The 26,626-nt window shown below is 44.4% G+C and carries 28 protein-coding genes, 2 tRNA genes and 1 riboswitch; of the genes, 3 read left to right on the forward strand and 27 right to left on the reverse strand.

What is annotated here, in order from left to right; all coding sequences use genetic code 11:
- From aroC to CS921_RS06600, 14 genes are all read right to left on the reverse strand, one after another.
- Window positions 1-1,167, reverse strand: coding sequence for a chorismate synthase (gene aroC / locus CS921_RS06535; RefSeq protein ID WP_099222266.1), 1,167 nt, complete (start codon window positions 1,165-1,167; stop codon window positions 1-3).
- Window positions 1,168-1,355: 188 nt separating this feature from the next.
- Window positions 1,356-1,799 (reverse strand): nucleoside-diphosphate kinase, encoded by a 444-nt coding sequence (ndk, locus tag CS921_RS06540; RefSeq protein ID WP_099222267.1) that lies wholly within the window; start codon window positions 1,797-1,799, stop codon window positions 1,356-1,358.
- A gap of 13 nt (window positions 1,800-1,812) precedes the next feature.
- Window positions 1,813-2,781 carry a heptaprenyl diphosphate synthase component II gene (gene hepT, locus CS921_RS06545; RefSeq protein ID WP_099222268.1) on the reverse strand — a complete coding sequence of 323 codons (969 nt, stop codon included), beginning with the start codon at window positions 2,779-2,781 and terminating at the stop codon, window positions 1,813-1,815.
- Entirely contained in the window at window positions 2,778-3,506 is a 729-nt protein-coding gene (locus tag CS921_RS06550) for a demethylmenaquinone methyltransferase (RefSeq protein WP_099222269.1), read from the reverse strand. The genes hepT and CS921_RS06550 overlap by 4 nt, the downstream gene beginning before the upstream one ends.
- A 16-nt stretch (window positions 3,507-3,522) precedes the next feature.
- Window positions 3,523-4,290 (reverse strand): heptaprenyl diphosphate synthase component 1, encoded by a 768-nt coding sequence (locus tag CS921_RS06555; RefSeq protein ID WP_099222270.1) that lies wholly within the window; start codon window positions 4,288-4,290, stop codon window positions 3,523-3,525.
- Window positions 4,291-4,416: 126 nt separating this feature from the next.
- Window positions 4,417-4,986: a GTP cyclohydrolase I FolE gene (folE, locus tag CS921_RS06560; protein WP_099222271.1), complete on the reverse strand. Its 570-nt coding sequence runs from the start codon at window positions 4,984-4,986 to the stop codon at window positions 4,417-4,419.
- 255 nt (window positions 4,987-5,241) lie between these two features.
- A tRNA-Asp gene (locus CS921_RS06565) sits at window positions 5,242-5,314 on the reverse strand.
- 6 nt (window positions 5,315-5,320) lie between these two features.
- Window positions 5,321-5,395: transfer RNA gene (locus CS921_RS06570), tRNA-Glu, on the reverse strand.
- A 169-nt stretch (window positions 5,396-5,564) separates the two neighbouring features.
- Window positions 5,565-6,713: a 30S ribosomal protein S1 gene (gene rpsA, locus CS921_RS06575; RefSeq protein ID WP_099222272.1), complete on the reverse strand. Its 1,149-nt coding sequence runs from the start codon at window positions 6,711-6,713 to the stop codon at window positions 5,565-5,567.
- 297 nt (window positions 6,714-7,010) lie between these two features.
- Window positions 7,011-7,682, reverse strand: coding sequence for a (d)CMP kinase (gene cmk / locus CS921_RS06580; RefSeq protein ID WP_099222273.1), 672 nt, complete (start codon window positions 7,680-7,682; stop codon window positions 7,011-7,013).
- Between the two features lie 12 nt (window positions 7,683-7,694).
- Window positions 7,695-8,657 carry an asparaginase gene (locus CS921_RS06585; RefSeq protein WP_099222274.1) on the reverse strand — a complete coding sequence of 321 codons (963 nt, stop codon included), beginning with the start codon at window positions 8,655-8,657 and terminating at the stop codon, window positions 7,695-7,697.
- A 77-nt stretch (window positions 8,658-8,734) separates the two neighbouring features.
- On the reverse strand, window positions 8,735-9,475 hold the full coding sequence (locus CS921_RS06590; protein WP_099222275.1) for a LysM peptidoglycan-binding domain-containing protein: 741 nt from the start codon (window positions 9,473-9,475) through the stop codon (window positions 8,735-8,737).
- Between the two features lie 165 nt (window positions 9,476-9,640).
- Window positions 9,641-11,050, reverse strand: a complete 1,410-nt coding sequence (locus CS921_RS06595; RefSeq protein ID WP_099222276.1) for a RecQ family ATP-dependent DNA helicase — start codon at window positions 11,048-11,050, stop codon at window positions 9,641-9,643.
- A gap of 1 nt (window position 11,051) precedes the next feature.
- Window positions 11,052-12,038: a helix-turn-helix domain-containing protein gene (locus CS921_RS06600; RefSeq protein ID WP_099222277.1), complete on the reverse strand. Its 987-nt coding sequence runs from the start codon at window positions 12,036-12,038 to the stop codon at window positions 11,052-11,054.
- 129 nt (window positions 12,039-12,167) lie between these two features.
- On the opposite strand from CS921_RS06600, the gene CS921_RS06605 reads away from it, so the two are divergent.
- Window positions 12,168-12,416, forward strand: coding sequence for a ferredoxin (locus CS921_RS06605; protein WP_099222278.1), 249 nt, complete (start codon window positions 12,168-12,170; stop codon window positions 12,414-12,416).
- Window positions 12,417-12,420: 4 nt separating this feature from the next.
- Here the strand turns inward: CS921_RS06605 and CS921_RS06610 are convergent, their stop codons facing one another.
- The 12 genes from CS921_RS06610 to fur form a co-directional block, all read right to left on the reverse strand.
- On the reverse strand, window positions 12,421-13,029 hold the full coding sequence (locus CS921_RS06610; RefSeq protein WP_099222279.1) for an ECF transporter S component: 609 nt from the start codon (window positions 13,027-13,029) through the stop codon (window positions 12,421-12,423).
- Between the two features lie 168 nt (window positions 13,030-13,197).
- Window positions 13,198-13,317: riboswitch (FMN riboswitch) on the reverse strand.
- 83 nt (window positions 13,318-13,400) lie between these two features.
- Window positions 13,401-13,928: an acyl-CoA thioesterase gene (locus CS921_RS06615; protein WP_099222280.1), complete on the reverse strand. Its 528-nt coding sequence runs from the start codon at window positions 13,926-13,928 to the stop codon at window positions 13,401-13,403.
- A gap of 15 nt (window positions 13,929-13,943) precedes the next feature.
- Window positions 13,944-15,734, reverse strand: a complete 1,791-nt coding sequence (locus tag CS921_RS06620; RefSeq protein ID WP_099222478.1) for an ATP-binding protein — start codon at window positions 15,732-15,734, stop codon at window positions 13,944-13,946.
- A gap of 89 nt (window positions 15,735-15,823) precedes the next feature.
- Window positions 15,824-16,540 carry a response regulator transcription factor gene (locus CS921_RS06625; RefSeq protein ID WP_099222281.1) on the reverse strand — a complete coding sequence of 239 codons (717 nt, stop codon included), beginning with the start codon at window positions 16,538-16,540 and terminating at the stop codon, window positions 15,824-15,826.
- Between the two features lie 181 nt (window positions 16,541-16,721).
- Window positions 16,722-17,453, reverse strand: coding sequence for a pseudouridine synthase (locus CS921_RS06630; protein ID WP_099222282.1), 732 nt, complete (start codon window positions 17,451-17,453; stop codon window positions 16,722-16,724).
- Window positions 17,453-18,052 carry an SMC-Scp complex subunit ScpB gene (gene scpB, locus CS921_RS06635; protein WP_099222283.1) on the reverse strand — a complete coding sequence of 200 codons (600 nt, stop codon included), beginning with the start codon at window positions 18,050-18,052 and terminating at the stop codon, window positions 17,453-17,455. Before scpB ends, CS921_RS06630 begins: the two co-directional genes overlap by 1 nt.
- Window positions 18,045-18,794 (reverse strand): segregation/condensation protein A, encoded by a 750-nt coding sequence (locus tag CS921_RS06640; RefSeq protein WP_099222284.1) that lies wholly within the window; start codon window positions 18,792-18,794, stop codon window positions 18,045-18,047. The genes scpB and CS921_RS06640 overlap by 8 nt, the downstream gene beginning before the upstream one ends.
- 14 nt (window positions 18,795-18,808) lie before the next feature.
- Window positions 18,809-20,122 (reverse strand): diaminopimelate decarboxylase, encoded by a 1,314-nt coding sequence (lysA, locus tag CS921_RS06645; RefSeq protein WP_099222285.1) that lies wholly within the window; start codon window positions 20,120-20,122, stop codon window positions 18,809-18,811.
- Between the two features lie 148 nt (window positions 20,123-20,270).
- The gene (locus tag CS921_RS06650; RefSeq protein ID WP_099222286.1) at window positions 20,271-21,089 is read right to left on the reverse strand and encodes a purine-nucleoside phosphorylase; all 819 of its coding nucleotides are present in this window, start codon (window positions 21,087-21,089) and stop codon (window positions 20,271-20,273) included.
- An 18-nt stretch (window positions 21,090-21,107) separates the two neighbouring features.
- The gene (gene deoB, locus CS921_RS06655) at window positions 21,108-22,289 is read right to left on the reverse strand and encodes a phosphopentomutase (protein WP_099222287.1); all 1,182 of its coding nucleotides are present in this window, start codon (window positions 22,287-22,289) and stop codon (window positions 21,108-21,110) included.
- A 31-nt stretch (window positions 22,290-22,320) separates the two neighbouring features.
- On the reverse strand, window positions 22,321-23,214 hold the full coding sequence (gene xerD / locus CS921_RS06660; RefSeq protein ID WP_099222288.1) for a site-specific tyrosine recombinase XerD: 894 nt from the start codon (window positions 23,212-23,214) through the stop codon (window positions 22,321-22,323).
- A 164-nt stretch (window positions 23,215-23,378) separates the two neighbouring features.
- Window positions 23,379-23,834: a ferric iron uptake transcriptional regulator gene (gene fur / locus CS921_RS06665; protein ID WP_099222289.1), complete on the reverse strand. Its 456-nt coding sequence runs from the start codon at window positions 23,832-23,834 to the stop codon at window positions 23,379-23,381.
- A 347-nt stretch (window positions 23,835-24,181) separates the two neighbouring features.
- On the opposite strand from fur, the gene CS921_RS06670 reads away from it, so the two are divergent.
- A complete protein-coding gene (locus tag CS921_RS06670; RefSeq protein WP_099222290.1) occupies window positions 24,182-25,024 on the forward strand; it encodes an ABC transporter ATP-binding protein in 843 nt (280 codons plus the stop codon).
- Window positions 25,002-26,000, forward strand: a complete 999-nt coding sequence (locus CS921_RS06675) for an NAD(P)/FAD-dependent oxidoreductase (protein ID WP_099222291.1) — start codon at window positions 25,002-25,004, stop codon at window positions 25,998-26,000. Before CS921_RS06670 ends, CS921_RS06675 begins: the two co-directional genes overlap by 23 nt.
- 43 nt (window positions 26,001-26,043) lie before the next feature.
- Here CS921_RS06675 and CS921_RS06680 read toward each other — a convergent pair whose 3' ends face one another.
- Window positions 26,044-26,607, reverse strand: coding sequence for an NUDIX domain-containing protein (locus tag CS921_RS06680; RefSeq protein ID WP_099222292.1), 564 nt, complete (start codon window positions 26,605-26,607; stop codon window positions 26,044-26,046).
- Window positions 26,608-26,626 lie beyond the last annotated feature (19 nt).

The following is a 26,626-nucleotide window of genomic DNA, read 5'->3' on the forward strand; positions in this document are numbered from 1 at the left end:
TTAAAACTCCTTCGCAAGCGCCCGATGCTCTTCCACATGCTTTTTCAAAACATCAAAGCGGTCACCGTCAAATTTTTCCAATACAGCCACAGCCACTTCCCATGCCACAACGGCCTCAGCCACCACACTAGCCGCCGGAACCGCACAACTATCCGAGCGTTCGACACTGGCATTAAACGGCTCCTTGGAATCAATATCCACACTTTGAAGTGGTTTATAAAGAGTCGGAATCGGCTTCATAACCCCTTTTACCACAATCGGCATGCCATTTGTCATACCGCCTTCAAAGCCGCCTAGATGATTAGTCCGCCGTGTATAGCCGTCCGCTTCTGACCAAAGGATCTCATCCATCACTTCACTGCCTGGTTTTCGAGCAGCCTCAAAGCCAACGCCAAATTCAGCCCCCTTGAACGCATTGATGCTCAGTATGGCACGGGCAATCTTGGCATCCAGCTTCTTGTCCCACTGTACATAGCTACCAAGGCCAGCCGGAACACCGCCAACGACAACTTCTACCACGCCGCCGATCGTGTCACCATTTTTCTTCGCATCATCGATTTTCTGCATCATTTCCTGTGCCGCTTCCTCGTCCAAACACCGCACAGGCGAGGCTTCCGAAATCTCTTGAATCTCTTTTACCGTATAATCACGCGAAAGATCAGCTTTCGTACCGCCAATTTCCAGCACATGACCGGCCACCTCAATGCCCAGTTCCTGAAGCAGCTTTTTCGCAATCGCCCCGGCCGCCACACGCACCGTCGTTTCCCGCGCACTGGAACGCTCCAGCACATTGCGCATATCGCGATGCCCGTATTTGATGCCGCCCACAAGATCCGCATGACCAGGACGCGGCCTAGCCACCTTCCGAGATTGCTCATTTTTTTCTGGAACCGGCTCAATGCTCATGACCGTCTCCCAGTGTTTCCAGTCCTTATTTTCCACAAAAAGGGCTACCGGTGAGCCAAGCGTTTTTCCATGTCTGATTCCCGCTGTAATCTCAGCCCGATCTTTTTCAATTCGCATTCTTGCCCCGCGACCGTGCCCCCCTTGACGCCTCGTTAACTCCTTATTAATATCCTCTGCAAGTAGCGGCATTCCCGCCGGTAGACCCTCAATGATCGTTGTCAGACCAGGTCCGTGTGATTCTCCAGCTGTTAAGTATCTCATTTAGCAACTCTCCCTTATCGGCTCGATTTTGACACTAAACATTTTAGCGCTTTAAAGTATATTTGTAATATCTTAACATAGGACCAAAAAGAACACAACCCTTTCTTTTTATTCTCCTATCATATCAAAAAATTATGTAAATTGGCAAAATGATTCTAAAAAAAGAAACTGCCTCCAAATGGAAACAGTTAAAAGTACTGTGCCAAAGCCTTTTCATACGAACAAAGTTCTTCTGGTCGAAAGAAAAGGGCGATTTCTCGTTCTGCCGATGCCGCGCTGTCCGAGCCATGGATGACATTCCGGTTCGTCCTCGTTGCAAAATCAGCTCGAATCGTCCCAGGCGCAGCTTCAAACGGGTTCGTTTTCCCCATCATCAGTCGAGCCGCTTCGATCACATTTTCCCCCTCCCAAACCATCGCAAAAACCGGCTTGGATGTAATAAATTGAAGCAAATCCGGAAAAAACGGCTGATCAACATGTTCGGCATAATGCTTGCGCGCCAACTCTTCTGTCACCTGCATCAGCTTTGCGCCAACCAGTTTAAAGCCCTTCTGTTCAAAACGCATTACAATTTGGCCAATCAGCCCGCGGTCAACACCATCCGGCTTAACCATCAAGTAGGTTCTTTCCATCCTTCTCACTCCTTTAATAATCACGCCGATCGAGCATTTTCACAATCTGCCGCAACGGTTTAAGTTCCTTCGACTGCGGAAAATCATCCAAAAGCTGACTAGCTTTATGTAAATATAAACTCGCGACCTTTTCTGCCTGCTCTACAGCGCCACTTTTTTTGATTGCGAGCACCACGGCATCCAGTTCAGCAGCTTCCGTTTCGCTGGTCATTCGTTTGATCCTTTTTCTAAGAAGCGGGTCCTCCATGGCAAAAAAGACTGGCAGCGTCATATTGCCTTGACGCAAATCCTCACCAATCGGCTTCCCTACTTCCTTTTCCGAGCCACTAAAATCAAGCACATCATCTGTAATTTGAAAAGCCATCCCGACATAATAGCCGAAACGGTATAGCTTATCGTCGAGCTGATCCGGCAGCTTCCCAATCAACCCGCCAAGGCCGCAGCTTGCCGCCAGTAAAAGAGCCGTTTTCCTTTTGATCCGCCGCAAATAATTACGCACATTCTGCTCAAAATTAAACTTGTCGCGCATCTGCTCAATTTCACCCGTCGCCAGTTCAACCGTTACTTTTGAAAGCATCAGATGGGCTTTATCGATCGGAATTTTGGTCATATATTCCAGCGACTTGGCAAAAAGATAATCTCCCGTATACATCGCAATATGGTTGCCCCAAACCGCTTTGATCGTTGGTCGGCCGCGTCTGAGCTCCGCATCATCCACCACATCATCATGCACAATCGATGCCATGTGAATCAGTTCAATCGCCACAGCAGCATCCTTGACCTGTTCAGGATCTGCTTCCTTAGACAACCGTGCTGACAAACAGACAAGCATTGGACGAATCCGTTTGCCACCCGCCTCCAGCAGATGAAGAGCCGCCCGCGAAGTCGTCTCTGCCTCCGCATGACTGACCGCCACCTTCAATTCCGCTTCGATCGCCTCGATTTCTTTTTGCACACTCACCATTAGAAAATTAAATTTCATTCGTCCTCACCATTAAGTTCCTTTTTTTTCACGCCAAAATGTGTCGCACTCGCACCGCCACTGTGGGAAACAAAGCGTACATAAGAAAATCCTGCTTCATAAAAAAGATCCGACAAGACACCCATGCCAGGAAAATCTCGCGTTGACTCTTGCAGCCAGTTATACTCTTCATAACTTTTAGCCATCCATTTGCCTAAAAATGGCATGACATGACGAAAATAGCTATTGAACAGCTGCCGCCAGCCAGGAATATTGGGTTGACTTGTATCTAGACAAACAGCTAGACCGCCCGGCTTCAAAACGCGCCGCATCTCTTTTAATACCGTCAAGTAGTCTGGAACATTCCGCAGACCAAAACCAATCGTGACATAATCAAAAGTATCATCTGGAAAAGGCAGCGCCATTGCATTGCCATGAATCAGCGTTATATTTTGATGCCCACTAGCCTCCACCTTTTTGCGCCCGATTTCAAGCATATTTTCACTAAAATCAAGCCCCACAACAGAGCCTTCTTCCCCCACATATTTAGCAGAAAGAATCGACCAGTCAGCTGTCCCGCAACAAACGTCGAGCACTTTGGCGCCCTTCTCGATATGCATCAGTTCCATCGTCTGTTTGCGCCACAAAACGTGCAGTTTAAAACTGATCACACTATTCATCACATCGTAGCTGGGAGAAATTTTTTCGAAAACACGATGTACTTTTTCTTCCTTTGTCTCAGTCATGCTCTAAAAGGCCCCCTTAATGTTTTAACAATTCCTGTATGCGTACTTTTTGCGCGTCCGAAAGCCCTGTAACATCTTCCATACATCGCAAAATATCTTGGCTTAAATCGGTGATCATTTCAGCGAGCCAATCATCAAAATTTGCGCTGGCACTATGAGCAAAATAACCATGTTCATAAGCAGGAAGCAACCTAGATTTATAACTCGCTCGGCTATTTTTTTCCTCCAGCAATAATTGTTTAAGCAGCAAGACCCTGCTTGCCAGCTCAATAAAACGCTCTTCACATTCAAAGTAGCGCGCAAATTGTGTGAAAATGGCACTGGATGCTTGCAAAAGCGTATCAAACAAATCCTGATCAGTGGCTAAATGAAGCTCTCGTAAATTTGTCTTCGCCGTATTGGTCTCCTGCACACCTTTTTGAAGCTTGGCTAAAAGTGCAGTCATGCCAAGCTCTGCCATCGTCCGGTAATAAAGTGCACTATAATAATCCCCAGCAAGAACCGTCAGCTCACGATCTTTGCGCGCGAGTGGAAACGCATCATTTTTTTCGTCAATCATATCATGTGTATCATGCGCCTGAATCACATAAAGCGTTGCACTAATCACCCGATAACGCACCGTCTCGCTAAGTTCAGAGCCGCGAATCGCTTCATGCAGCCAAAGCATTTGATCTTTGTCCTTTGCCGGCCCATGAAATTGCTCTTGTAAAAATTGATTGGTGGTCTCTTCATGAACCAATTGTTCCACTTCCTTCAACTGCATGCGGCTCCTTTGATAAGTCATTTGAATTTCCCCTTTAATTCATAGATTAATCCGATTAACGCATCCTTTAGAGAAAGGATAAACACAATGTAAATTATACCACAAAAATACACATAACCAGCACCAGAGCAACTGCCCTTCTTTGTCTCAACCTTTAATTAGCGACATAACCTCGCTGCGCAGCTTATCATCATTCCGAAAAGCTCCCCGCACGGCACTTGTCACCGTCTTCGTCCCCGGTTTATTTACTCCGCGAATCGTCATACACATATGTTCCGCTTCTAAAATAACCATCACGCCAAGTGGTTTCAGCTTTTCCATCATGATTTCAGCAACAGTTGTCGTAATTCGTTCCTGCAGCTGCGGGCGTTTGCTGACATCATCTACAACACGTGCTAATTTACTTAAACCAGCAACGCGACCATTTTGCGGTAAATAAGCCACATGTGCCACGCCAAAAAACGGAACCAAATGATGTTCGCACATCGAAGAAAAACGAATATCCTTTACAAGTACTAATTCCTCATGCTGCTCTTCAAAAACAGTTTGAAAATGAATGCTCGGATCCTTTTTTAAACCTGCAAAAACTTCCTCATACATTCTTGCTACCCGATTTGGTGTATCTAATAAACCCTCACGATCTGGATTTTCGCCTACAGCTTCAAGAATCATCCGTACCGCTTGCGCAATTTTTTCCTTATCTACTTGTTCCGTCATTTCGCTACCCCTTGTCCTCTAAATATTATCCACCTTATCTTAACATACACCGCTTCACTGGTAAATATTCTTCACTTGAACCAACCACGGCCTTTTACTAAAACGATACGGGCGACACGCTTTCTACACGTCAAACAATCCTTTGCAACAACCAACCTTGAGCTTAAGTGGACACGCTTCAAATCCTCATTACCTCACAAAATCCTATTAAAAAACACAACAAAAAAAGCCCAGCTGCACTGGACTTTAAAAAAGCGGTTCCGACGGGATTTGAACCCGCGATCTCCTGCGTGACAGGCAGGCATGTTAACCCCTACACCACGGAACCTTATGATGGTGACCCGTACGGGATTCGAACCCGTGTTACCGCCGTGAAAGGGCGGTGTCTTAACCGCTTGACCAACGGGCCATCATAATGAATAATTATACAATTAAAGTCTTCACTAACTCGACTCAACTTTTTTATTATAACATAATCTTGCCAACTGTCAACGATTTTCGCCAAACTTTTTATGCATTTTTTATACTAAAAAAATCCTGATACACCTACTAAAGAAATGTATCAGGATTTCAATTATTTATTCGTTATCGTCGTTTTGGATTTTTTTCAACTGATCGCCAATCAAATCGCCCATTTGGAAACCAGTATTTTCTTCTGGAATTTCATATTCAGGCTCTTGAGCAGGCTCTTCTGTAAGTTCTTTGATGCTAAGTGACAGACGTTTTTCATCTTCATTCACATCTAAAACCTTCACTTCAACTTCTTGCCCTTCTTGTAGAACTTCTGCCGGTGTACCAATATGTTTATGCGAGATTTGCGAAATATGCACAAGACCTTCTACACCAGGGAAAATTTCTACAAAGGCACCAAAAGAAACTAAGCGCATTACTTTACCACTTAATACGGCACCAGTTGGCGCTTTTTCAGCGATATTATCCCAAGGTCCAGGAAGCGTATCTTTAATAGAAAGTGAAATTCGTTCGTTTTCAGGATCTACCCCGATTACTTTAACTGTTACTTTTTCACCTTCTGAAAGTACATCACCAGGTGTTGCAACATGTTGATACGAAATTTGCGAAATATGAACAAGTCCATCAACGCCGCCTAAATCAACAAAAGCGCCAAAATTGGCTAAACGTTCAACTGTTCCTTCGATGACATCGCCTTCTTTGATATTTTCAAGAATTTCCCGTTTCTTCTCTGTTTTCTCCGCTTCTACAACTGCACGATGGCTTAAGATAACACGGTTATTCTCAGGTTCAAATTCTACAACTTTGAAAGTAAGCGTCTGACCTTTATAATCTGAGAAATCTTCTACAAAATGGTCTTCTACAAGGGAAGCTGGTACGAAAGCACGTACACCCAAGTCTACAACCAGACCGCCTTTGACAACATCACTAACAACTGCCTCAAAAACTTCACCGGATTCAAATTTTGCTTGAATGTCGCTTGTTGCTTTTTCAGCATCCACTTTGCGTTTTGAGAGGACCATGACATCTTCTTCCACTTTTGTCACGATCAAATCCAATGTGTCGCCTACTTTAACTACATCCGAAGCCGTTTCCACATGTACATTTGAAAGTTCACTGATAGGAACGACACCATCGAGTTTGCTATCAGGGATCCCAACATAAACTTGTTTATCCTCGACGCTAGTAACTGTACCTGTTACCTTGTCTCCTTCTTCAAAGTTTCTAACTTCCACATTGTTTAATTCTTCAGACATGTGTAGCCCTCCTCAATTCGTTTGTCGAATTTAGGACTTTCCTGTAGCAGCAAAAGTAGTACACAGCTTTAACATTCTCATGACCTAAGTCAGGTTATTCTAACAAAATACAACTGTTAGAATGAGCATTGCGTTCGACATACTGATTTTTTGCAAGAAAATCCTATAAAGAAAATTTCCTACCATAAATTTATAGCAAAAAAATTCTCTCTTCTAACTTCCTACAAATCGATCAATTTGTCAAGTACCATCTAAAAAAAACAGCGCACAAAGTACGCCGTTTCGCCGTTTTTAGTACTATTTAATTCTTTCTTGAGCTAATCGTAATATATCATACGCGACTTCATCAATGGTCATAGAAGTTGTATCCAATTCAATCGCATCTGCCGCTTTTTTTAATGGTGAATGCTCTCTTGTATAATCAAGATGATCCCGCGCTTCAATTTCCTGCTTCAACTGCTCCAGATCACAACTAATCCCCTTCGCCTGATTTTCTTTAAAGCGACGTTCAGCACGTTCAGCTACACTGGCTAAGAGGAAAATTTTCAACTCGGCATTTGGCAAAACAGCCGTCCCAATGTCCCTGCCATCCATCACAATTCCGCCTTCCGCTGCAAACATCTGCTGCCGTCTTTGCAACTCTTCGCGAATCAGCGGGTGCGCCGCCACAATCGAAACATGATTTGTCACTTCGTTCGAACGAATCACTTCTGTCACATTTTCCCCATCTATATAGACTTGCTGAATTTCCCCCGGTTCAAAGGCGATTTCCGCTTTTTTTAATGCATCAAAAATTCCTGTTTCATCTTCATATTTTAGCCCTTTCTGATTAGCCAAATATGTCACAGCCCGATACATCGCGCCCGTATCTAAATAAATAAAATGAAGCTGTTTGGCGACAATCTTAGCTACCGTGCTTTTCCCTGCCGCTGCTGGTCCATCAATCGCAATGCAAATTTTTTCCATCATTTCTGTCCTTTCTCACTCAAAATCCGCTTGAGTCACTGTTTCTTTTGATGCAAGCAACACAGCCAGCTTCATTCTTGCCTTTTTACTATCATAATCATTGCCAAGAATAACACCGTGATTAAACAAATCAAATGTGCTGCCCAAATAATCATAGGTTGTATAAACGTTGCCTTCTTCTGCGCTGGTTGTAATCACGACCGGAATCCCTTCAGCAAGTGCACGCTGAATAGCCGGCATCATTAAAGGCGCCACTTGACCGCGCCCGACACCTTCCAGCACAATGCCATCCACTTTCCTGTCGATCGCCGCATCGATAAAAAGCCCATCTGCATCAAGATAGCACTTGATGATCACCACTTTTTTTAGTGCGAGTCTGATGTCATAGCATTCATGAATGACCGGCTTTTGATAGACGAACACCTTATCATTATCAATAATCCCCAAATAGCCAAACCCGAATGCACTAAAGCCCTGAATATTCGAAGCATGTACTTTTTTAACGTAACGGGCGGCAAATATCCGCTCATTGAATACCACAACAGTCCCGGCATCCTGCAGTTGTTTTTCACAAGCCGTATAAATCGCATGGCGGATATTGATGTAGGCATCCGTCCCCATCTCTTCCGGACCACGCTGCGAACCTGTGACAACGACTGGTCGCCGATCTGTAATGGCCAAATCTAAAAAATAGGCCGTTTCTTCCAGCGAATCCGTCCCATGCGTCACGACCACACCGTCATAGGTTTCATCCATGTAGATTGCTTCAATCAGCTGCTTCAAAGCAATTAAATCTTCCATCGTAATGTGCATGGACGGCAACTGAAAGGTTGAATAAATATCGACTTGTATTTCTGTTGGCAACCCGCAAATCTCAACTAATTCTTCCCCCGAAAGCTCCCCTGAAGCAAGCTTTCCAGAAGCTGTTTTTTTACTGGCAATCGTCCCGCCAGTTGTGATTAGTGCCACCTTTGCCATCATTTCCGCTTCTTTCCATAAAAAGAACGAGTCCAAGCACTTGGATAAACCGGTGTTTGGCGCTCATTCTTTTGTCATTATTTAGGGATTGTCAAAGTTGTGCCCACAGGGACATTATTACTCGACAAACCGTTTGCTTGTTTGATTTTCTCTACGCCGGCACTCGCTCCTGAACTTCCGTAGAAACTCTTCGCGATGCTGTAGAGTGTATCTCCTGCCTGAACCGTATGCGTTCCGGCTGATTGTTGGGCTTCTTCTTTTTCCTTAGCCGCCTGTTCCTGTGCTTCTTTTTCAGCTTGAGCAGCAGCCTCTTCTTGCGCTTTTTTGTCCGCTTCTGCTTGTGCCTGCTTTTCAGCCTCAGCTTGTTTAGCCGCTTCCTCTTGCTGTTTCTTTGTTTCTGCTTCTTGAGCAGCCTTCTCATCCGCTTCTTTTTGGGCTTGTTCTTTTTCCGACTTTTCTTTAGCGGCTTCTTCTTTCTCAGCCTGTTCTTTCTTCGCTTTTTCTTTTTCAGATTGTTCCTTTTCAGTGTTTTTCTTAACTTCGATACTGGAATCAGCCTGATCGGCTTGATTAGAAGTTCCAGAATACTGAACAGCCATAAAGACAACGATTACTACAATAGGAATTAATAAAAAGAAGACGATCAATATATTGAGTAGCGGATAGCGAAAGATGGTTTTCTTTCTGCTGCGTCTGCTGTCAGATCTTGAAAGCATCGGCGGTTCATTATCAAACTCATCTTTTTCTTCTGCTGCAAACTTCTCATCCCCATAATCATCAGATGGTTTGTATCGTTCGCTGCGCTTATTTTTTGCCATTCGTCGCAATCCTCCCTTATTTCAAATAATCATTTGGTTCCTTCTTAAATTTTCATTACAAGGATGTAATCTCCCTGCAATAATTATACCCATAAAACATCGATTCAACAACATAAAGCCACATTTTTTTAAGAGAATTTATAAAATGGGCCAGAATACGCATCATCATGGACCTACAAACAGTTCATCTAAGTAACGTACCCAGTCAGGCTGCTCATTCCGACGTTCATTTGTCCCGAAATAGTGGGTGATCTCCGCCCCATCTCGGTCACAGCAATCCGGTTGTTGCTCCTTATCTGCCGCTTCTTCCCCAAAATAGCGCAAAATATAAGCGCGCAGACAACCTTCCGTTTCCAGATAGCCTTTCATAGCCGCCAAATTCTGCTGTTTCCAATGCCTGCGCTCCTCCAGCCGCTTTCTGATCGCCCCTTTGGAAAGACCGCTTTCTGCATAATGCGCCAACATCCGCTGCTCCGTTTCAGGAAGTGAGCCGACAAGCTCAGCTGGCAGTTCAAGAAGCGCAGGATCTAGGGCATCCTTATCCGCCAGCTGCCGTTGAAGCATTTCGTCACCATTCGCATACAATAAAATCGCCGCACTCTTTTCACCGTCACGACCAGCACGCCCAATCTCCTGCACATAGGCTTCCAAATCTCCCGGCAAGTGAAAATGGATGACATAACGAATATCCGCTTTATCAATCCCCATGCCAAAAGCACTTGTCGCACAAATCACATCCAATTGTCCTCGACTAAACTGCTGTTGGATCATCATGCGACTTTCTGCTTGCATATCGCCATGATAATAAGCACTCTCTAGAGCCGTCTCCGATCGAATAAGCTGCTGAAACTCTTCCGCTAACCGTTTGCTACTGAAATAAATAATGCCCGGCGACTTAAGTTCACGCACAAGCTCCACTAATCCAGCCTTCTTCTCTTTAAAAGTGGCATACCTACGTGTAAATAAAGCGATATTGGGCCGATCGACCGAGTAAATAATCGATTCCGCATCATTCAATTGCAGCTGCAACAAAATATCCTGCCGTACCCGCTCAGTCGCCGTGGCAGTCAAAACCATGGTAAGCGGATACTCGAAATCTGCTCGAAAATCGCCGAGTGCCAAATAATCCGGACGAAAATCATGTCCCCACTGTGAAATACAATGCGCCTCATCAATGACAAATAAAGCAATTTTCAACTGCTTAAGCCGCCCTTTAACCGTATCATTCATCAGCATCTCAGGAGAAAGAAAAATAAATTTATACTGATCTAGTCGCCTTAGTGCGGCCACTTTTTCCTGCGGCGCTAAAAAACTGTTGATCGCAATAACCCGTTTTTCCCCGTAGGCCTTCATTCGCTCGACCTGATCCTGCATCAAACTAAGCAGCGGTGAAATGATCACGACTGCCCCCTCCAGCAAATAGCCGGTCAACTGATAGCACACCGTTTTCCCAGTTCCAGTCGGCAGCATCACAAAGCTGTTCTTGCCAGCCAAAGCCGTCTCGATTACTTCTTTTTGCCCCGGACGAAACGTTTCATACCCAAGATATTTTTTCAAGGCTTCTTCTAGTCGCATTTTATCGTGCTCCCTTCACGACTGCCATCCGAATTTCAAAATAAGACAGATCCGGATAATGCGTTTTAATCTCTTTTAAACTGGTAAACGAACCCTGGGCAATCTCTTGGCAAACCGCCTGATCTGGCAGCCCCTCAAAATTTTTTCCCGGAAAAGTCGCCTGAATTTCTACCAGATGGTCCTCAATCGTACTTTGTTTCAAGTGTCTCAGCCCCGCTAATTGCTCGATTCCCGCCACTTCATTCATTTGCAAAAAAGTCGCCGTTCCCGAACTCGTCATCGCTAGCTCAGGTGCCGGCATTAGGCTTTGCAGGATCGGAAAATCTGCTTGATGTTGAAATAAAAAATGAATCGCATACAGCCACTCAAAATAGCCGTCCCAATAACTTAGCCCGCACCGCTCATACAGCTGTTCTTCCGTCAAGCCGATCCACTCTCCGCCACTCAGCCGAAAAGCCACAAGCTCCGGATACTTTATCTCCGAGTGCCCCAACCAGTTGACAAGCTCCTCCCGTAAGCGCTCTGTCAGCTGAAAATTTTGCGAACCTCTCAGCCATTCTTTGATATGAAATTGGACTGCCTTGTCCCGAACCGCTGGCAAATAGTGAACACGTCCATGTTGCCTCTGACTGATCACTTGACTAGCCAAGAGAAGTCGCAAAAAAAAGTTGTGTGCACGCTTTTGAATGAGAAATCCCTGCCAGTCCGGACGTTCAAAACGTTCATCCGCTGTTTCTCGCACACTTATACACCCAGCTTCCGAAACACGCACCCAGCCCTGCTCCGCTAACCGATCGACACATGCGAAAAACTCCGCTTCCTTCAGCTTTGGCGTCAGACCGAATAGGTGCTTCATCTTAAATAAATGCGCTTCTTGCACAGCTTGTCCAGTTCGCTTCCCTGTCATGAGTGCATAGATGAGGGGTAATTTGCGCACTGCTTTAATATGATTTAATAGCTGCATCAGATAAATTTCCAAGCCGTCCAATCCGGTCACCTCTTTCCTGTCCTATCATACCACAGAAACATTTGTTCGGCATTAAATTCTATTAAAGTTTTCTTTTTAAATATGTTATACTGTTTCTAACCAAATGCTTGATTTTTAGGGGGATTTTCGGTGGTTAAATATCTCATTGTTGATAAAGAAACATGTATTGCCTGTGGTGCCTGCTCCATTCATGCACCTAATCTTTTTGATTATGATGTAGAAGGCCTCGCTTATGTGACGCTTGACAATAATCAAGGCTCGCTTCCCCTTCCAAGTGATCAATTGGAGCAGGCCGAAGACGCCGTTTTTTCCTGCCCGTCTCTTTCCATAAAAATAGCGGATCACCCGTTTCATGGCGACCCGCATCATTCTTCTTAAAGTGTCATGCTAATTCATGACGCTTTTTTTCATATCTTTTTCGTTCTTTTGGTGTCTGGTTTTTGACAATCCATTTTTTCATCGATGCATACAGAATAAGGAATACGGCACTCACAATCACGCCTTTTAGCAAGTTGAACGGAATAACAGCCGCCACAACCATCGCTGACACATCTGTATTCGCAGGCAATCCGCCAAGTGTAATGTAGAATGGCAGCAAGACAAAATAATTAAAAATACTCATGGCAATGGTCATAATAATCGTCCCAGCTGCCGTTGAAACAAGCATTCCCTTTGTCGAACGGAACCAGTAGAACAAATAATAAATAGGCAAGCAGTAGCAGATTCCTGACAAGAAATTCGCTATTTCTCCAACTGGTACCCCCACCGGACTCCCTGAAACAAAGAATTCCAATACATTCTTAATCAGCTCGATCAATATAATCGCCAGCGGTCCAAAAAGCAAGCCGCCAATCAGTGCCGGAATATCGCTAAAGTCAAGCGTTAGAAATGATGCGCTTGGAAGCAGCGGAAACTTCAACAGCATAATGACGAAAGACACCGTCCCAAATACCGCGATTCCAACAAATGTTTTTAGTGAATAGTTTTTCATTTTCCTGATCTCCTTTGATGTTCATCCCAAAGAAAAACGATAACAGTTCTTTTTTGTGTATCCAATAAAAAATCCCTCACCAAAAAATTGGTCAGGGAGAAATAGACATACGGCCATGCAAAATAAACTTGCATCTGTAGTCTTTTTAGACACGCCAAAAAAGACTGTCAACATCCTCTCCCATCCAGACTATACTGTCGGTCCTGGAATTTCACCAGCGTCACCTGCCTAAGCAGATCGTGGACTTTAACCACCGGTCGGGAATTACACCCTGCCCCGAAGATGAACGATATAATTTTTTTACATTGTAATTGTAGCATAGATTTTTAATTTAGCAAGTCCTTTGTGTTCACTTTCACGAAATTTTTTTCTTACTTGTGGTGCCACGGAACGTCAATGGACAATGCTTCTGCTAATTTACGACTTCCTCTCAGCCGCTCTTTCCGCGCCTTCGCACGAATTTCTGCCCCTTCAAAAATCATTTTTTCTTCCTCTGTTTCCGGATAAACTTCCGGCACCGTCACAGTTTTTCCGTTGTCATCAATCGCTACAAAGGTCAAAAAGGAAGTAGCAGCCAAATAGCGCTCTCCAGTTTTTAGATTTTCCGAAATGACTTTCACAAAAATCTCCATCGAACTCCGACCGACCGAAGCCACATAAGACTCCAAGCATACCGAATGGTCGTTTTTAATAGGTTTCAAAAAGTCGACCGAGTCCGTTGAGGCCGTCACAATGCCAACTCGGCAATGTCTCGACGCACTAATGGAGGCCGTATCGTCAATATAGGTCATCAATTTTCCGCCAAATAGCGTGTTATGATTATTCGTATCCTGCGGGAAAACACGGCTTGTCTTGATGACGAGTGATTCCTTACAGGCTTTTTTTGGTCTTTCAGTCATTGTTATCAATCTCCTTCAATTGGTTGAAAGCGGCAGTGTGATAATAAAGGTTGACCCTTCTCCCACCTTACTTTCGACTGTAATTTTCCCATTATGCGCCTCCACGATATTTCTGACAATGGCAAGTCCAATACCGGTACCCGCTTTGCCACGCGTTCGCGCTTTATCGGCTTTATAAAAGCGTTCAAATAAATACGGAATATCTTTTTCATCAATTCCACTACCATTGTCCCCAACAGTAATCATCAGTTGATTGGCTTCGTGATTGACATGTTCACGAACAACCACACGTCCATCGTATCCTTCTCTTCCGGTATGCCTGATTGCATTCATAATTAAATTAATCAGTACCTGCTCCATCCGATCCCGGTCAAATGAATAGACAAGTGACGGATTGTCCGCTTCCACTGCCAGTGTCACATGATTTTCCTTCGCCAGTACATCAAAATTCCCCGCCACTTTTTCAATAAACGGTACTAGCAGCTGTTCTTTTTTATCCAGTTGGTTAAAACCTGCTTCCATACGGGCAAGATCCAGCATATCATTCACTAAACGACCAATCCGCAGGGACTCATCATAAATAATCTGAGCAAATTCCCGTACTTCTTCATCCGACTGAGCCACACCGTCAATGATGGCTTCACTATATCCTTGCAGCATTGAAATCGGTGTTCTGAGTTCATGTGAAATATTATTGACAAAATCACTCTTCATTTTTTCAAGCCGTTTTTCTTCGGTCACGTCACGAATAACCGTTACGATACTGCGAATATTTTCTCCATTATAAAGCAAAGTTAAAATCGCGACATAGGTTTGATCCCCAAATGTGATCTCTCCCACCTGTTCTTCCTGTACTTCAAGGATTTGATCCAGCATTCGACTTAATTTGGGCGGAATCAGCCCCTTCTCTTTATTTTCAGAAGAGAAAAACCAATTGTGTAAAAATTCTTCCGCCGGGGGATTACTTAAAATGATCGTCTTATCAATATTGAACTTGATAACACCATCAGCCATGCCGACTAAAATATTGGAAAGCTGCTCCTTTTCCTGCCTGAGCGCACTGATATTATATTTTAATTGCTGGGCCATATTGTTGAATGCAACCCCTAAGTCCCCAATCTCATCATGCGTATAACTCGGCACGCGATTATCAAAATTCCCGCGTGATACCGCCACAGCGATTTTTTTCATTTCCCGAAGTGGAAAGGCCATGCGCGATGAAAAAATAAAAGACAAAAGCGACGTAACCAAGACGGCTCCGATTCCCGCCAAAATCAAGGTACGTGTTGTCTTCGCATTGACACTAAGAATATCTTGGAAAGACTGATAGACGAAAATGGTTCCCGATTCCCCGTTCGGCAATTGGAAATTCTCGGCCGTCAGCTCAACTGGCAAGTCATCTTTACTGCCCTCAAAATCATACTTCATCGTCAGTTGCCCTTCTTTTTTAAGGGCCGCCTGGATTTTCGCATCACTTGTTAATTTATTGATGGCTTTTTGCGAAACTTTATCCGGTGATTCATGCGTGTAGACAGGTTTATTATTCGTCGCAATGATTACACCCGTCGTATCGTCTAAAAGGGTCAGCGCGTCGCCGCCAGAAGCCTCACCGGTAATCAGCTCATCATTTGTTTTCATGATGGAAACAATATTATCCGCCGCACGTTCTAAATCATTTTCGATTTCATCCAGATTATTTTTTTCATAGACCATCGCCACGAGAAACCCGCAAATGACCAAAACGCCAATCAAAAGCAAGATGATCGTACTCCAGATTTTTCCAACTATACTGTTCCAAATCTTCATGCTTTCACCCCGCATTTTCAGAAATCATTCCATCAAAAAGAGCAGGTTTCCGGTGATTATACGTACCCCAACCTGCCCTACACATCATACTAGTCTTCTGGAACTTCAAACTTATAGCCCAGTCCCCATACAGTCACAATCATTTTAGCTGCTTCCTCGGAAACATCAAATAGTTTTTCACGCAGCCTCTTTACGTGTGTATCAATAGTTCGCAAGTCACCAAAAAACTCATATCGCCAAACCTCTTTGAGCAATGACTCACGATCAAACACTTTATCCGGTGATTTTGCTAAATAATAAAGCAAGTCATATTCCTTTGGCGTCAAGCTGATTTCTGTTCCATCAACAATCACACGATGCGCCTCATTATCAATGGATAAATGTGGAAAATTAATAACGTCTCCCGGCAGACTGCTCACTATATTTTTATCTGTTTGTTTTGCACGACGAAGTACAGCCTTTACACGCAGTACTACCTCACGTGGACTAAAAGGCTTGACAATATAATCATCCGCCCCCACTTCAAATCCCTGTACCCGATTTGCCTCTTCACCTTTGGCTGTAAGCATTACAACCGGTGTTGATTTATATTCACGCAGTTCGCGGCAAACTTCAATTCCATCCTTACCTGGCATCATCAAATCAAGTAAAATGACCTCATAATTATTATTCAGTGCCATTTGAAGCGCCTGATCTCCGTCACTAGCTTCCTCGATTTTAAAATTTTCTCTTTCCAGATACATTTTTAAGAGACGGCGGATACGATCTTCATCGTCAACAATAAGCACTTTAATTCGCTCACTCATAAGTATACATCCCCCAACTTTGAATTGCTCATTTTTTAAGAGTATTTATTTAATAATCATATAGAAAGTGATTTCCTTTTATGGAGGCACCCACATACCTTCTTACTAGAAAATCTAACGATCAAATAAATTATACATGTTTTTCACAAAACACGCTATTAAAACCCTACAAATGTCCTGATTATTTCTGACCAAATTGGGCAAGTGCTTTGAGCTGTTTTACTTCATGATGTGTCAACTCGCGCCATTCTCCCGCATTCAAACCACGCAAATTCAGAAAAGCATATTCCTCACGTACCAGCTTTTGAACCGGAAAACCAACTGATTCAAACATTTTACGTACCTGCCGATTTCGCCCTTCGTGAATGGTGATTTCGACAATCGCTTTTTCTTTTTTCTTATCAAACGATCGCATTTTCACTTTTGCCGGAGCCGTTTTTTTCCCTTCCAAATGAACGCCTTTTGCAAGTTTTTGTAAAACCTCGCGTTCAGGAATGCCTTTTAGCCGTGCAATATATTTTTTCTCTACTTTATAACGCGGATGCATCAGCAAATTGGCAAATTCACCATCATTTGTCATCAAAAGCAAACCAGATGTATCATAATCCAGTCGTCCAACCGGATAAAGCCGCGTGCCGATTGCTTCAAAATAATCGGTTACCACTCGTCGCCCTTTTTCATCTGATACCGCTGAAACAACCCCTCTTGGCTTGTAGAAAAGGAAATACCGATGCTCCTCTTTTGTCAGCGCAATCCCCTCTACTTCAACACGATCACTCGCCCGTACTTTTGTCCCAAGTTCACGAACAACTTGGCCATTTACCGTTACTTTTCCGTCTGCAATCAGCTTCTCCGCTTTTCTTCTTGAGGTAATCCCCGCATTCGCTATAACTTTTTGTAAACGTTCTTCCATCACGTTTCATCCCCATTCTCTGGTTTTATTTGGTTGAAACGATCGAAAAACAAATCCATTTCATCCTGATCAATTTCATCGGTCGGTTCAGCAAGCTGTGGCAGTTCTTCCAGCGCCTTTAGACCAAAAGCATCTAAAAATTCATTCGTTGTCACGTAAAGCTTGGCCCGGCCAGCCCCTTCAGCACGACCTTTATCAGTTACAAGTCCGCGCGCCACAAGCGTTCTGATTGGTCCGTCAGACTGCACGCCTCGCACTTCATCCACTTCCATTCGAGTGATTGGCTGCCTGTAAGCGATGATTGCCAGTGTTTCAAGCGATGCCTGAGAAAGTGAAGCAGAGTGTGGCGCTTCAACAAGTTTGCGTAAATAATCCGCATACTCTTTTTTGGTCGCAAGTTGAAAAGTCCCGGCAAGTTCCAGCAATACCAGCCCGCGCGCTTCATTCTCTTGAAAACGCTCCTGCATCGTTTCAAGCAGGTTGAGTGCCTCAATATAGGTGATTTCCATAACCTCCGTAAGCTGCTTGGTGGAAATTCCCTCATCACCAGCCGCAAAAAGCAGGCTTTCTAGTATTCCTAACTGCTGTTCTTTATTCACGCTCCATTTCCCCTCTACCTTCTACATACAAATCTGAAAAACTGTCCGCCTGTTCGACTGATACAGCCTTTCGTTTCATTAATTCAAGCAGTGCCAAAAAAGTGACGACCATTTGTTCTTTGGTCCGCTCCTCAAATAGTTCTTCAAATCTAAGTTTCCCTTTATGCACGGCAAGCTTTTCCAACACTTCTTCCATCCGGGTATCAATCGAGATTTCCTGCGTGGTAATTCGCGTGTGAAGCGGCTTATGCAATTTTTGCCGCCGTAATAGTTTGTTGAAAGCCCCCAGCATATCCTCAAGTGTCACATTAAGTTCCCGCACCTCGTCCAAATCTTCGTAAGGCGACAGATCCATTGGCGGTTTGCTGAAATAAAAACTCCGCTCGGCTTCTTTTTCCTTCAATTCTTGTGCGGCTTCTTTGTAACGTTTATATTCCATCAAACGTTCCACTAATTCATCACGCGGATCGAAGTCAGGATCAAAGTCATCCTCTTCAAGCTCGAGCTCTTGTTTAGGCAAAAGCATTTTACTTTTGATTGCTAGAAGTGTGGCTGCCATCACCAAATATTCACTGGCTACATCAAGCTCAAGCCGCTGCATCGTATGAACGAATTCCATATACTGCTCGGTAATCTCTACCATTGGAATATCATAAATATCGATTTCCAGTTTACCAATCAAATGGAGCAGCAAGTCGAGCGGCCCTTCAAAAGCTTCTACTTTAAAATTCATTTCAGTCATTATATGAAACCACCTTAATTCAGTGCTAAATCATTCTGTATCAAATCGGCATAGCTTTCCCGTTTGATGACCAGTTTTGCTTCGCCATTTTCCACAAAAACGACTGCCGGACGCGGAATGCGATTATAATTACTTGCCATTGCATAGCCATAAGCGCCCGTACAAAATACGGCTAAATAATCGCCAGCCGCAGCTTTGGGAAGTGGCAGATCCCAAATCAGCATATCACCAGATTCGCAACACTTTCCAGCAAGCGAAATCGTTTCTTCCGGTTTGTCGAGCGGCCGTCTTGCCAAAACTGCCTCATAATGAGCTTCATAAAGCGCCGGTCTGATATTGTCATTCATGCCACCATCAACCGCCAAATACTGCCGAACGCCCGGCACCTCTTTCCGTGACCCTGCCTGATAAAGCGTCGTCCCCGCCTCACCGACAAGCGAACGCCCCGGCTCAATCCAGATTTCTGGAACCGCAAGGCCATGTCCATCTGCGACTTTTTTAATTTCAGCGACAATCTGCCGAACATATTCAGCCGGTTCAAGCGGTTTATCCTCTTCCGTATAGCGCACGCCGAATCCACCGCCAAGATTGAGCACCTTTGAATCGAAGCCAAGTGATTCATGCCAAGTGACCAGCTGCTCCATAATTCGATGAGCCGCCATGACAAAGCCAGTCGTTTCAAAAATTTGCGAGCCGATATGGCAGTGAAGCCCGATTAAATCAAAGGCATCCGAAGCAGCCAGAACTTGGCGAATCGCCTCTTCCGCTTGCCCATTCGTAAGCCCAAATCCAAATTTCGAATCATCCTGCCCTGTCAAAATATAATCATGCGTGTGTGCTTCAATGCCCGGTGTTACCCGCACAAGCACCGCGATTTTCTGTTTTCTGTTTCTTAAAAGTTCTGTAAGCAGCTCGATTTCATAAAAATTATCCAAGACGATACAGCCAATTTCATAATCGAGCGCCATCACAAGCTCTTCTCTCGTCTTATTGTTGCCGTGGAAATGAATCCGTTCTTTTGGATAGCCGGCTTCGATTGCCGTATAAAGCTCTCCGCCAGATACAACATCAAGCGACATGCCCTCCTCTGCCATCAGCTGGTAGATCGCAATAGCCGAAAAAGCCTTGCTGGCATAAGCTACTTGCGCTTTCACACCCAACTCCTCGAATGTCTTTTTAAAACCCCGAGCTCTTTCTCGAATAAGCGCAACATCATAAACATAAAGCGGTGTACCGTAGCTTTCAGCAAGCTTCAGCGTATCAACCCCTCCAATTTCCAGATGCCCTTTGTCATTCACTTTCATTGTTCCATACCGTTCAAATGCCATGCCTATTCCCACCTTTACTCGGAATTCTTTTACAGAAGTTCCTTTCTATAGTAGCACAAACTAGCCTACTGCTACAATAACTATCCACAAATAAAAGAAAACGCGCTAGAGTTGCGTCATCTACCGCCACCCCTAGCGCGAAAAGAGTTTATTTCATTTGGGCAATCAGCGCTTTGACATAGCGTAAAAAGTCCGCCTGCACCCGATCTGTTGTTTCAATGACTTCTTCATGTGAAAGTGGTTGATCAAGAATTCCTGCCGCCATATTCGTAATGCAGCTGATGCCAAGTACTTCAATTCCGGCATGACGGGCAATAATGACTTCCGAAACAGTCGACATGCCCACCGCATCAGCTCCAAGTGTCCGCATCATACGAATTTCGGCTGGCGTTTCATATGTTGGACCGCTAAATCCAGCATATACACCCTCACAAATGGGGATTTCCAAATCGCTGGCAATCTTTCGGGCCTGTTCCCGCAAACGCAGGCTGTAGGCTTCCGACATATCCGGAAAGCGCGGACCAAAGTGATCGACATTGCGGCCAATCAGCGGATTCGTCCCCGTGAAATTGATATGATCTGAAATCAGCATCAAATCTCCCGCATGGTAGAGTTCATTGACGCCGCCAGCCGCATTCGTCACAAGTAGCAGCTCAACGCCAAGCTCCTTCATGACCCGAACTGGAAATGTCACTTCCTCCATCGCATAGCCTTCATAATAATGGAAGCGTCCCTGCATCGCCACAACTTCTTTTTGCTCCAACTTTCCAAAAACGAATTGACCGGCATGGCCTTCTACCGTTGAAACAGGAAAATGCGGGATCTCCTGATAAGGAATCTTCACTGAATCTGTAATCTCATCTGCCAAAACACCCAGTCCAGATCCTAGAATCAAGCCAATTTTCGGTGTCCCCTGATAGCTTTGGCGGATTTTCTCCACCGCTTCATTTACTTTTTCAATACCCATCTTTTTTCCCTCACTTCTTTATTTCAAGTCTTGTAAAAAGCTTTCGCCATATTCCGGCATCTGCACGCCAAAATTATCTGCCACAGTCGCTCCCAAGTCCGCAAATGTACGACGTAGCGGCAATTCTTTTCCGCCATTAAACCGTTTTGAATAAACTAGAAGCGGAACGTATTCCCGCGTATGATCAGTCCCGCGATAAGTTGGATCATTGCCATGGTCAGCCGTAATGATAAGTAAATCGTCTTCTGCCATCCGTTCAAAAACTTCCGGCAAGCGGGCATCAAACTCTTCCAAAGCCTTTCCGTAGCCGATTGGATCACGACGATGGCCAAATAGCGCATCAAAATCAACCAGATTTAAGAAGCTCATTCCGGTAAAATCTTTTTCAAGCACATGATTCAGCTGATCCATCCCGTCCATATTTGATTTCGTCCGAATGGCTTCTGTCACGCCTTCCCCGTCAAAAATATCACTGATTTTCCCAATCGCAATCACATCTTTACCGGCATCTTTCATGGCGTTCATAACAGTCGGTTTGAAAGGTTTCAGCGCATAATCATGTCGATTTGGTGTACGTGTAAAATTCCCCGGTTCTCCGACAAACGGACGCGCGATGATGCGGCCCAACATGTACGGGTCATCCAGTGTGATTTTCCGGCAGTATGTGCAAATATCATACAGCTCTTCAAGGGGAACAATTTCTTCATGTGCCGCGATTTGAAGCACGGAATCCGCTGATGTATAGACAATAAGTGCCCCCGTTTTCATATGTTCCTCACCGAGCTCGCTCATAATTTCTGTTCCACTGGCCGGTTTATTGCCGATCACCTTGCGTCCCGTATAGTCTTCAATTTGCTGAATCAATTCGTCTGGAAAGCCGTCTGGAAACACGCGAAACGGCGTATCGATATAAAGCCCCATGATTTCCCAGTGGCCTGTCATCGTATCTTTTCCTTTTGAAGCTTCCTGCATTTTCGTATAGTAGGCTTTCGGTTCAGCCGCTTTTTCCACACCCGGAACCGGTTCAATATTGGACAAGCCGAGTTTCCCCATCTCCGGCATGTTTAAGCCGTCCATTTTCTCCGCAATATGTCCGAAAGTATCCACACCAAAATCATCAAAATCAGCAGCATCTGGTGCCTCGCCGATTCCCACTGAATCCATCACGATCACATGGATACGCTTAAATTGCTCTGTCATAAGTCAAACGCCTTCCCTTCATTTTTTTATATTAAGCACGCGGATGAAACTCTTTGTAGACATCTTTCAAACGTGCTTTCGTCACATGTGTATAAATTTGAGTGGTAGAAATATCCGCATGGCCTAGAAGTTCCTGAACGGAGCGAAGATCTGCCCCGTTTTCCAAAAGATGCGTCGCAAAAGAGTGTCTCAGCATATGTGGCGTAATGGATTTTTCAATCCCCGCCTTGACCGCCAGCTGCTTCAAATTTTTCCAAAAGCCCTGCCGCGACATACCCTTGCCGTGGTGATTTAAAAACACTTCATCCGCCCGATATTTTGAACTTCTGAGCTTTGGTCGCCCGTTTTCCAAATAATTGAGCAATGCTTTTGTCGCAGCCGATCCAAGCGGTATAATCCGTTCCTTGTCTCCCTTGCCGATCGTCTGAATGAAGCCCATTTGCAAATGCAGATCATCCATTTTTAAATGAATCAGCTCACTCACACGCAGGCCCGTCGCATAAAGCACCTCGAGCATCGCGATATCACGCAGGCCGTAAACGGTTTTACCATCAGGAGCCGCAAGCAGTTTTTCCACTTCATCAAGATTAAGCACTTTCGGCAGTTCTTTCGCTTGTTTAGGGGTTTCGATCTGAATCATCGGATCATGTGAAACCTTCCCATCATGCAGCAGAAAATGGAAAAAAGAACGCAGCGAAGCCAGATAGCGCGCAACAGACCGAGGTGACTTTCCGTCTTTGCGAGCATAGCCCAAAAAGCCGACAATATCCGCACGTTCGATTTTTTCTGGATCCATAATTTGCCGTGTCTCTTCCATATAATTAGCAAAATAATTCAGATCCCGTTTATAAGCATGCAGGGTATTATCTGACAAGCCTTTCTCCACAATAAGAAAATGCAAAAAATCTTCAATTAAGTCATTCATTATCGCGACCTCCACAATGTTCATTTTAACATGGATTAACCTTCACGTGAATTTTTTCGCCGATATCACGAAGTTGTTCTATAATTCAAACGATTGCCCCACCCATTCGTGTAATGACTAACAAAAAAGACCTTCCCAACAATCGGAAAGGCCGCAACGCTTGATCAGCTATTTTTTTTACTTTTTTTCTTACATTCCGAGCAGATTCCTTGGAAGGTCAAACGATGATCCTTAATCAAAAAGTGCCATCTCTGCTCTACAATCTTTTCAACATCTTCCAGAAGGTCTTCCTGAATTTCCTCTACCGATCCGCATTCTAAACAGACGAGATGGTGGTGGAAATGCTTGGCCCCTTCTTTTCGCAGATCATACCGACTAACGCCATCGCCAAAATTGATCTTATCCACGATTCGCAGTTCCGTAAGCAGCTCTAATGTCCGATAAACGGTTGCCAGTCCAGTATCCGGTGCAATATCTTTCACACGTAAAAAGACTTCTTCCGCACTCAAATGGTCCTTCTCATTTTCCAGCAATACACGTACAGTCGCTTCACGTTGCGGGGTCAGTTTATAACTTGCTTCATGTAGTTGTGCTTTGATTCGCCCAATTCGGCCTTCCATTGATTCGTTCCTCCCTCTGCTGTGCTTCTCGCTGAAACTCTAATCAATTCTCATTATCAATTAATCTTCTTAAACAATTTATAATAATTCTAATTAAAAAACAAGTATTGAATTTCTAAACCAGCTAATTCTGATGTTAAAATTCCGCTTAAATACTTACTTCCTATAAGATAACACAAATCATTTCGACTGTCTATATCTGTTATCAATTAGTAGCAAATAAGGCCATTTTTATAATAATTATCATCTGTAATCACAATGTCTTTATTTTCAACTTGCTTGTTGTGAGAAAAAAATCTATACTGAAATTGATAATCATTATCACTATAATCATTGGAGTGGTGGCTTTGAAAAAACTTTACACAGAAGATCTGCAAATCGCCTATGATAAACGTATTATAGTCGATCATTTAAATATAGAAATTCCTGAAGGCGAAATCACAGCGCTTGTCGGTGCCAATGGCTCTGGTAAGTCAACCATTTTAAAAACCATGAGTCGACTGATGCAGCCCACGGAAGGACATGTCATTTTAGATGGAAAGAAAATTCACCAAGAGTCAACAAAACAAATCGCCAAAGAATTATCAATCCTGCCGCAAAATCCTTCTGCACCAGGCGGACTCACAGTATTTGATCTGGTTTCCTATGGCCGAACGCCTCATCAAAAAGGAATGAAGGCCCTCAGTCTGGCCGATCGCGAAATGATTGACTGGGCGATCCGAATGACTAATATGGAAGATTTTACTGACCGGCCGATCGAACAGCTTTCTGGCGGACAACGACAGCGGGTCTGGATTGCGATGGCGCTGGCTCAGGATACATCCATTCTTTTCCTTGATGAGCCGACTACCTTTCTCGACATGACGCATCAGCTGGATGTAATGAATATTTTGAAACATTTAAATGAAAAAGAGAAGCGAACGATCGTGATGGTCGTCCATGATCTCAACCACGCCTCTCGTTATGCCAGTCATATGATCGCCATCAAAGCAGGAAAAATGGCTGCTTGTGGAACGCCGCAAGAAGTCATGACCAGCGAAATGTTGGAAGATGTTTTCAATATCCGCGCTGATATTTTGATCGATCCACGTACAGGTGTCCCGCTTTGTCTGCCCTATGAGACTTGCAGTGGATGCGAAATCAAAGATGTTGTAAGGGGGACGCAGAATGTCGCAGCCGGAATTATATGATGTCACCATTATCGGAGCTGGCCCAGTTGGTCTCTATACCGCTTTTTATAGTGGGCTGCGGGCAATGAAAACCAAACTAATCGATGCAGAACCAGCTGTTGGCGGCAAAGTCCGCTATTTCTATCCTGAAAAAATCATCCGTGATATTGGTGGATCCCCTGAGATCAAAGGGCACGAGCTGATTGCCAATCTAAAAAAGCAGGCGGAAACCTTCCAGCCAACCATCGTCTGCAATGAAAAAATCGTCCATCTGGAACAGCTTCCGGGTGGAAATTTTATCCTTGAATCAGAAAGCGGCACACAGCATTTTTCAAAAACAGTCATCATTGCTTGTGGAAGCGGCACCTATGAAGTCAATCCACTTGAAGCCGAAAATACAGCTAATTTCCCGTCACAGCTCCATTACAGCCTAACCGATCTGGAAGCCTTCCGCGATAAAAAAATCGTGATATCTGGCGGCGGTAATGCAGCACTTGACGCAGCACTTACACTCTTACCAGTTGCTAAAAGCGTGCAGGTCATCTATCGTGGGGATGACTTAAAAGGCCATGAAGAAACCGTCCGCGAGTTAAAAAGGTCGAACGCCACCATCCATGTGGCCCACAACATCGAGCGGTTATCTGGCGAAGCGGATAAACTGCGTCAGGTAATGATTCGCTGTAAAGAAACCGGTCGAACCCAGACCGTTCCCTGCGATGCCATTTTTGTCGGTCATGGTGTAAAAGTAGAACTCGGGGCCATGCGTAATTGGGGCTTCGATACGGAAGAATGGGGTATTACTGTCGACTCGCTCATGCAAACGAGCATCCCCGGGATTTTTGCTTGTGGAGACGTTGCCTGCTATCCCCGGAAAATTCGCATCATCTTAGCCGGCCTGCACGAGGGCCCCATTGCCGTGAACAGCGCGGTGAAATTTTTGGAACCTCAAGCAGCCGATGAAGCCATGGTCAGCACACATCATGAAAGCTTTGAATAAAAAAGAACGGCATTCCGATTTCACGCAGGAATGCCGCTCTTTTTTAGTTGTCTTCTAATTGTGCTTTAAGCAAGCTCATTTCTAAATACTGAATAGCATAGATCGTTTTCGCATCCACAATCAGCTGGTTTTCCATCAGTTGCTTCGCCTCATCCAGCGAGACCGTCAAGACATTGATAAACTCATCTTCGTCCAGTGTGCGTCTTTCTTTCGGATGATATAAGTCCTTTGCCAGGTAGATATGTAAAAGTTCATCTGCAAAACCTGGCGACGTGTAAAAGGCTGTGACATATTCCAACTCGCCGGAAGCAAATCCCGTTTCTTCTTCCAATTCACGCCTTGCTGTCAGCGCATGATCCTCGCCCGGTTCAATTTTTCCAGCGGGGATTTCAATAATCGTTTTTTCAAGCGGTTTTCTAAACTGTTCGACCAAAATTAGCCGATGATCTGCTGTTACAGGAATGATGGCAACGGCACCTGAATGATGGATTAGCTCTCTTTTGGCTGTTTTTCCATTTGGGAGCGCCACTTCTGCCAGCTTCAGTTCAATAATGCGTCCTTTGAAAAGCGTCTCTTCTGTAATCGTTTTTTCTTCGAGATTTTCCATCTTGTTCCCTCATTTCGCA

Origin of the sequence: Listeria costaricensis (genome assembly GCF_900183385.1) — a bacterium.
Classification (GTDB): domain Bacteria; phylum Bacillota; class Bacilli; order Lactobacillales; family Listeriaceae; genus Listeria; species Listeria costaricensis.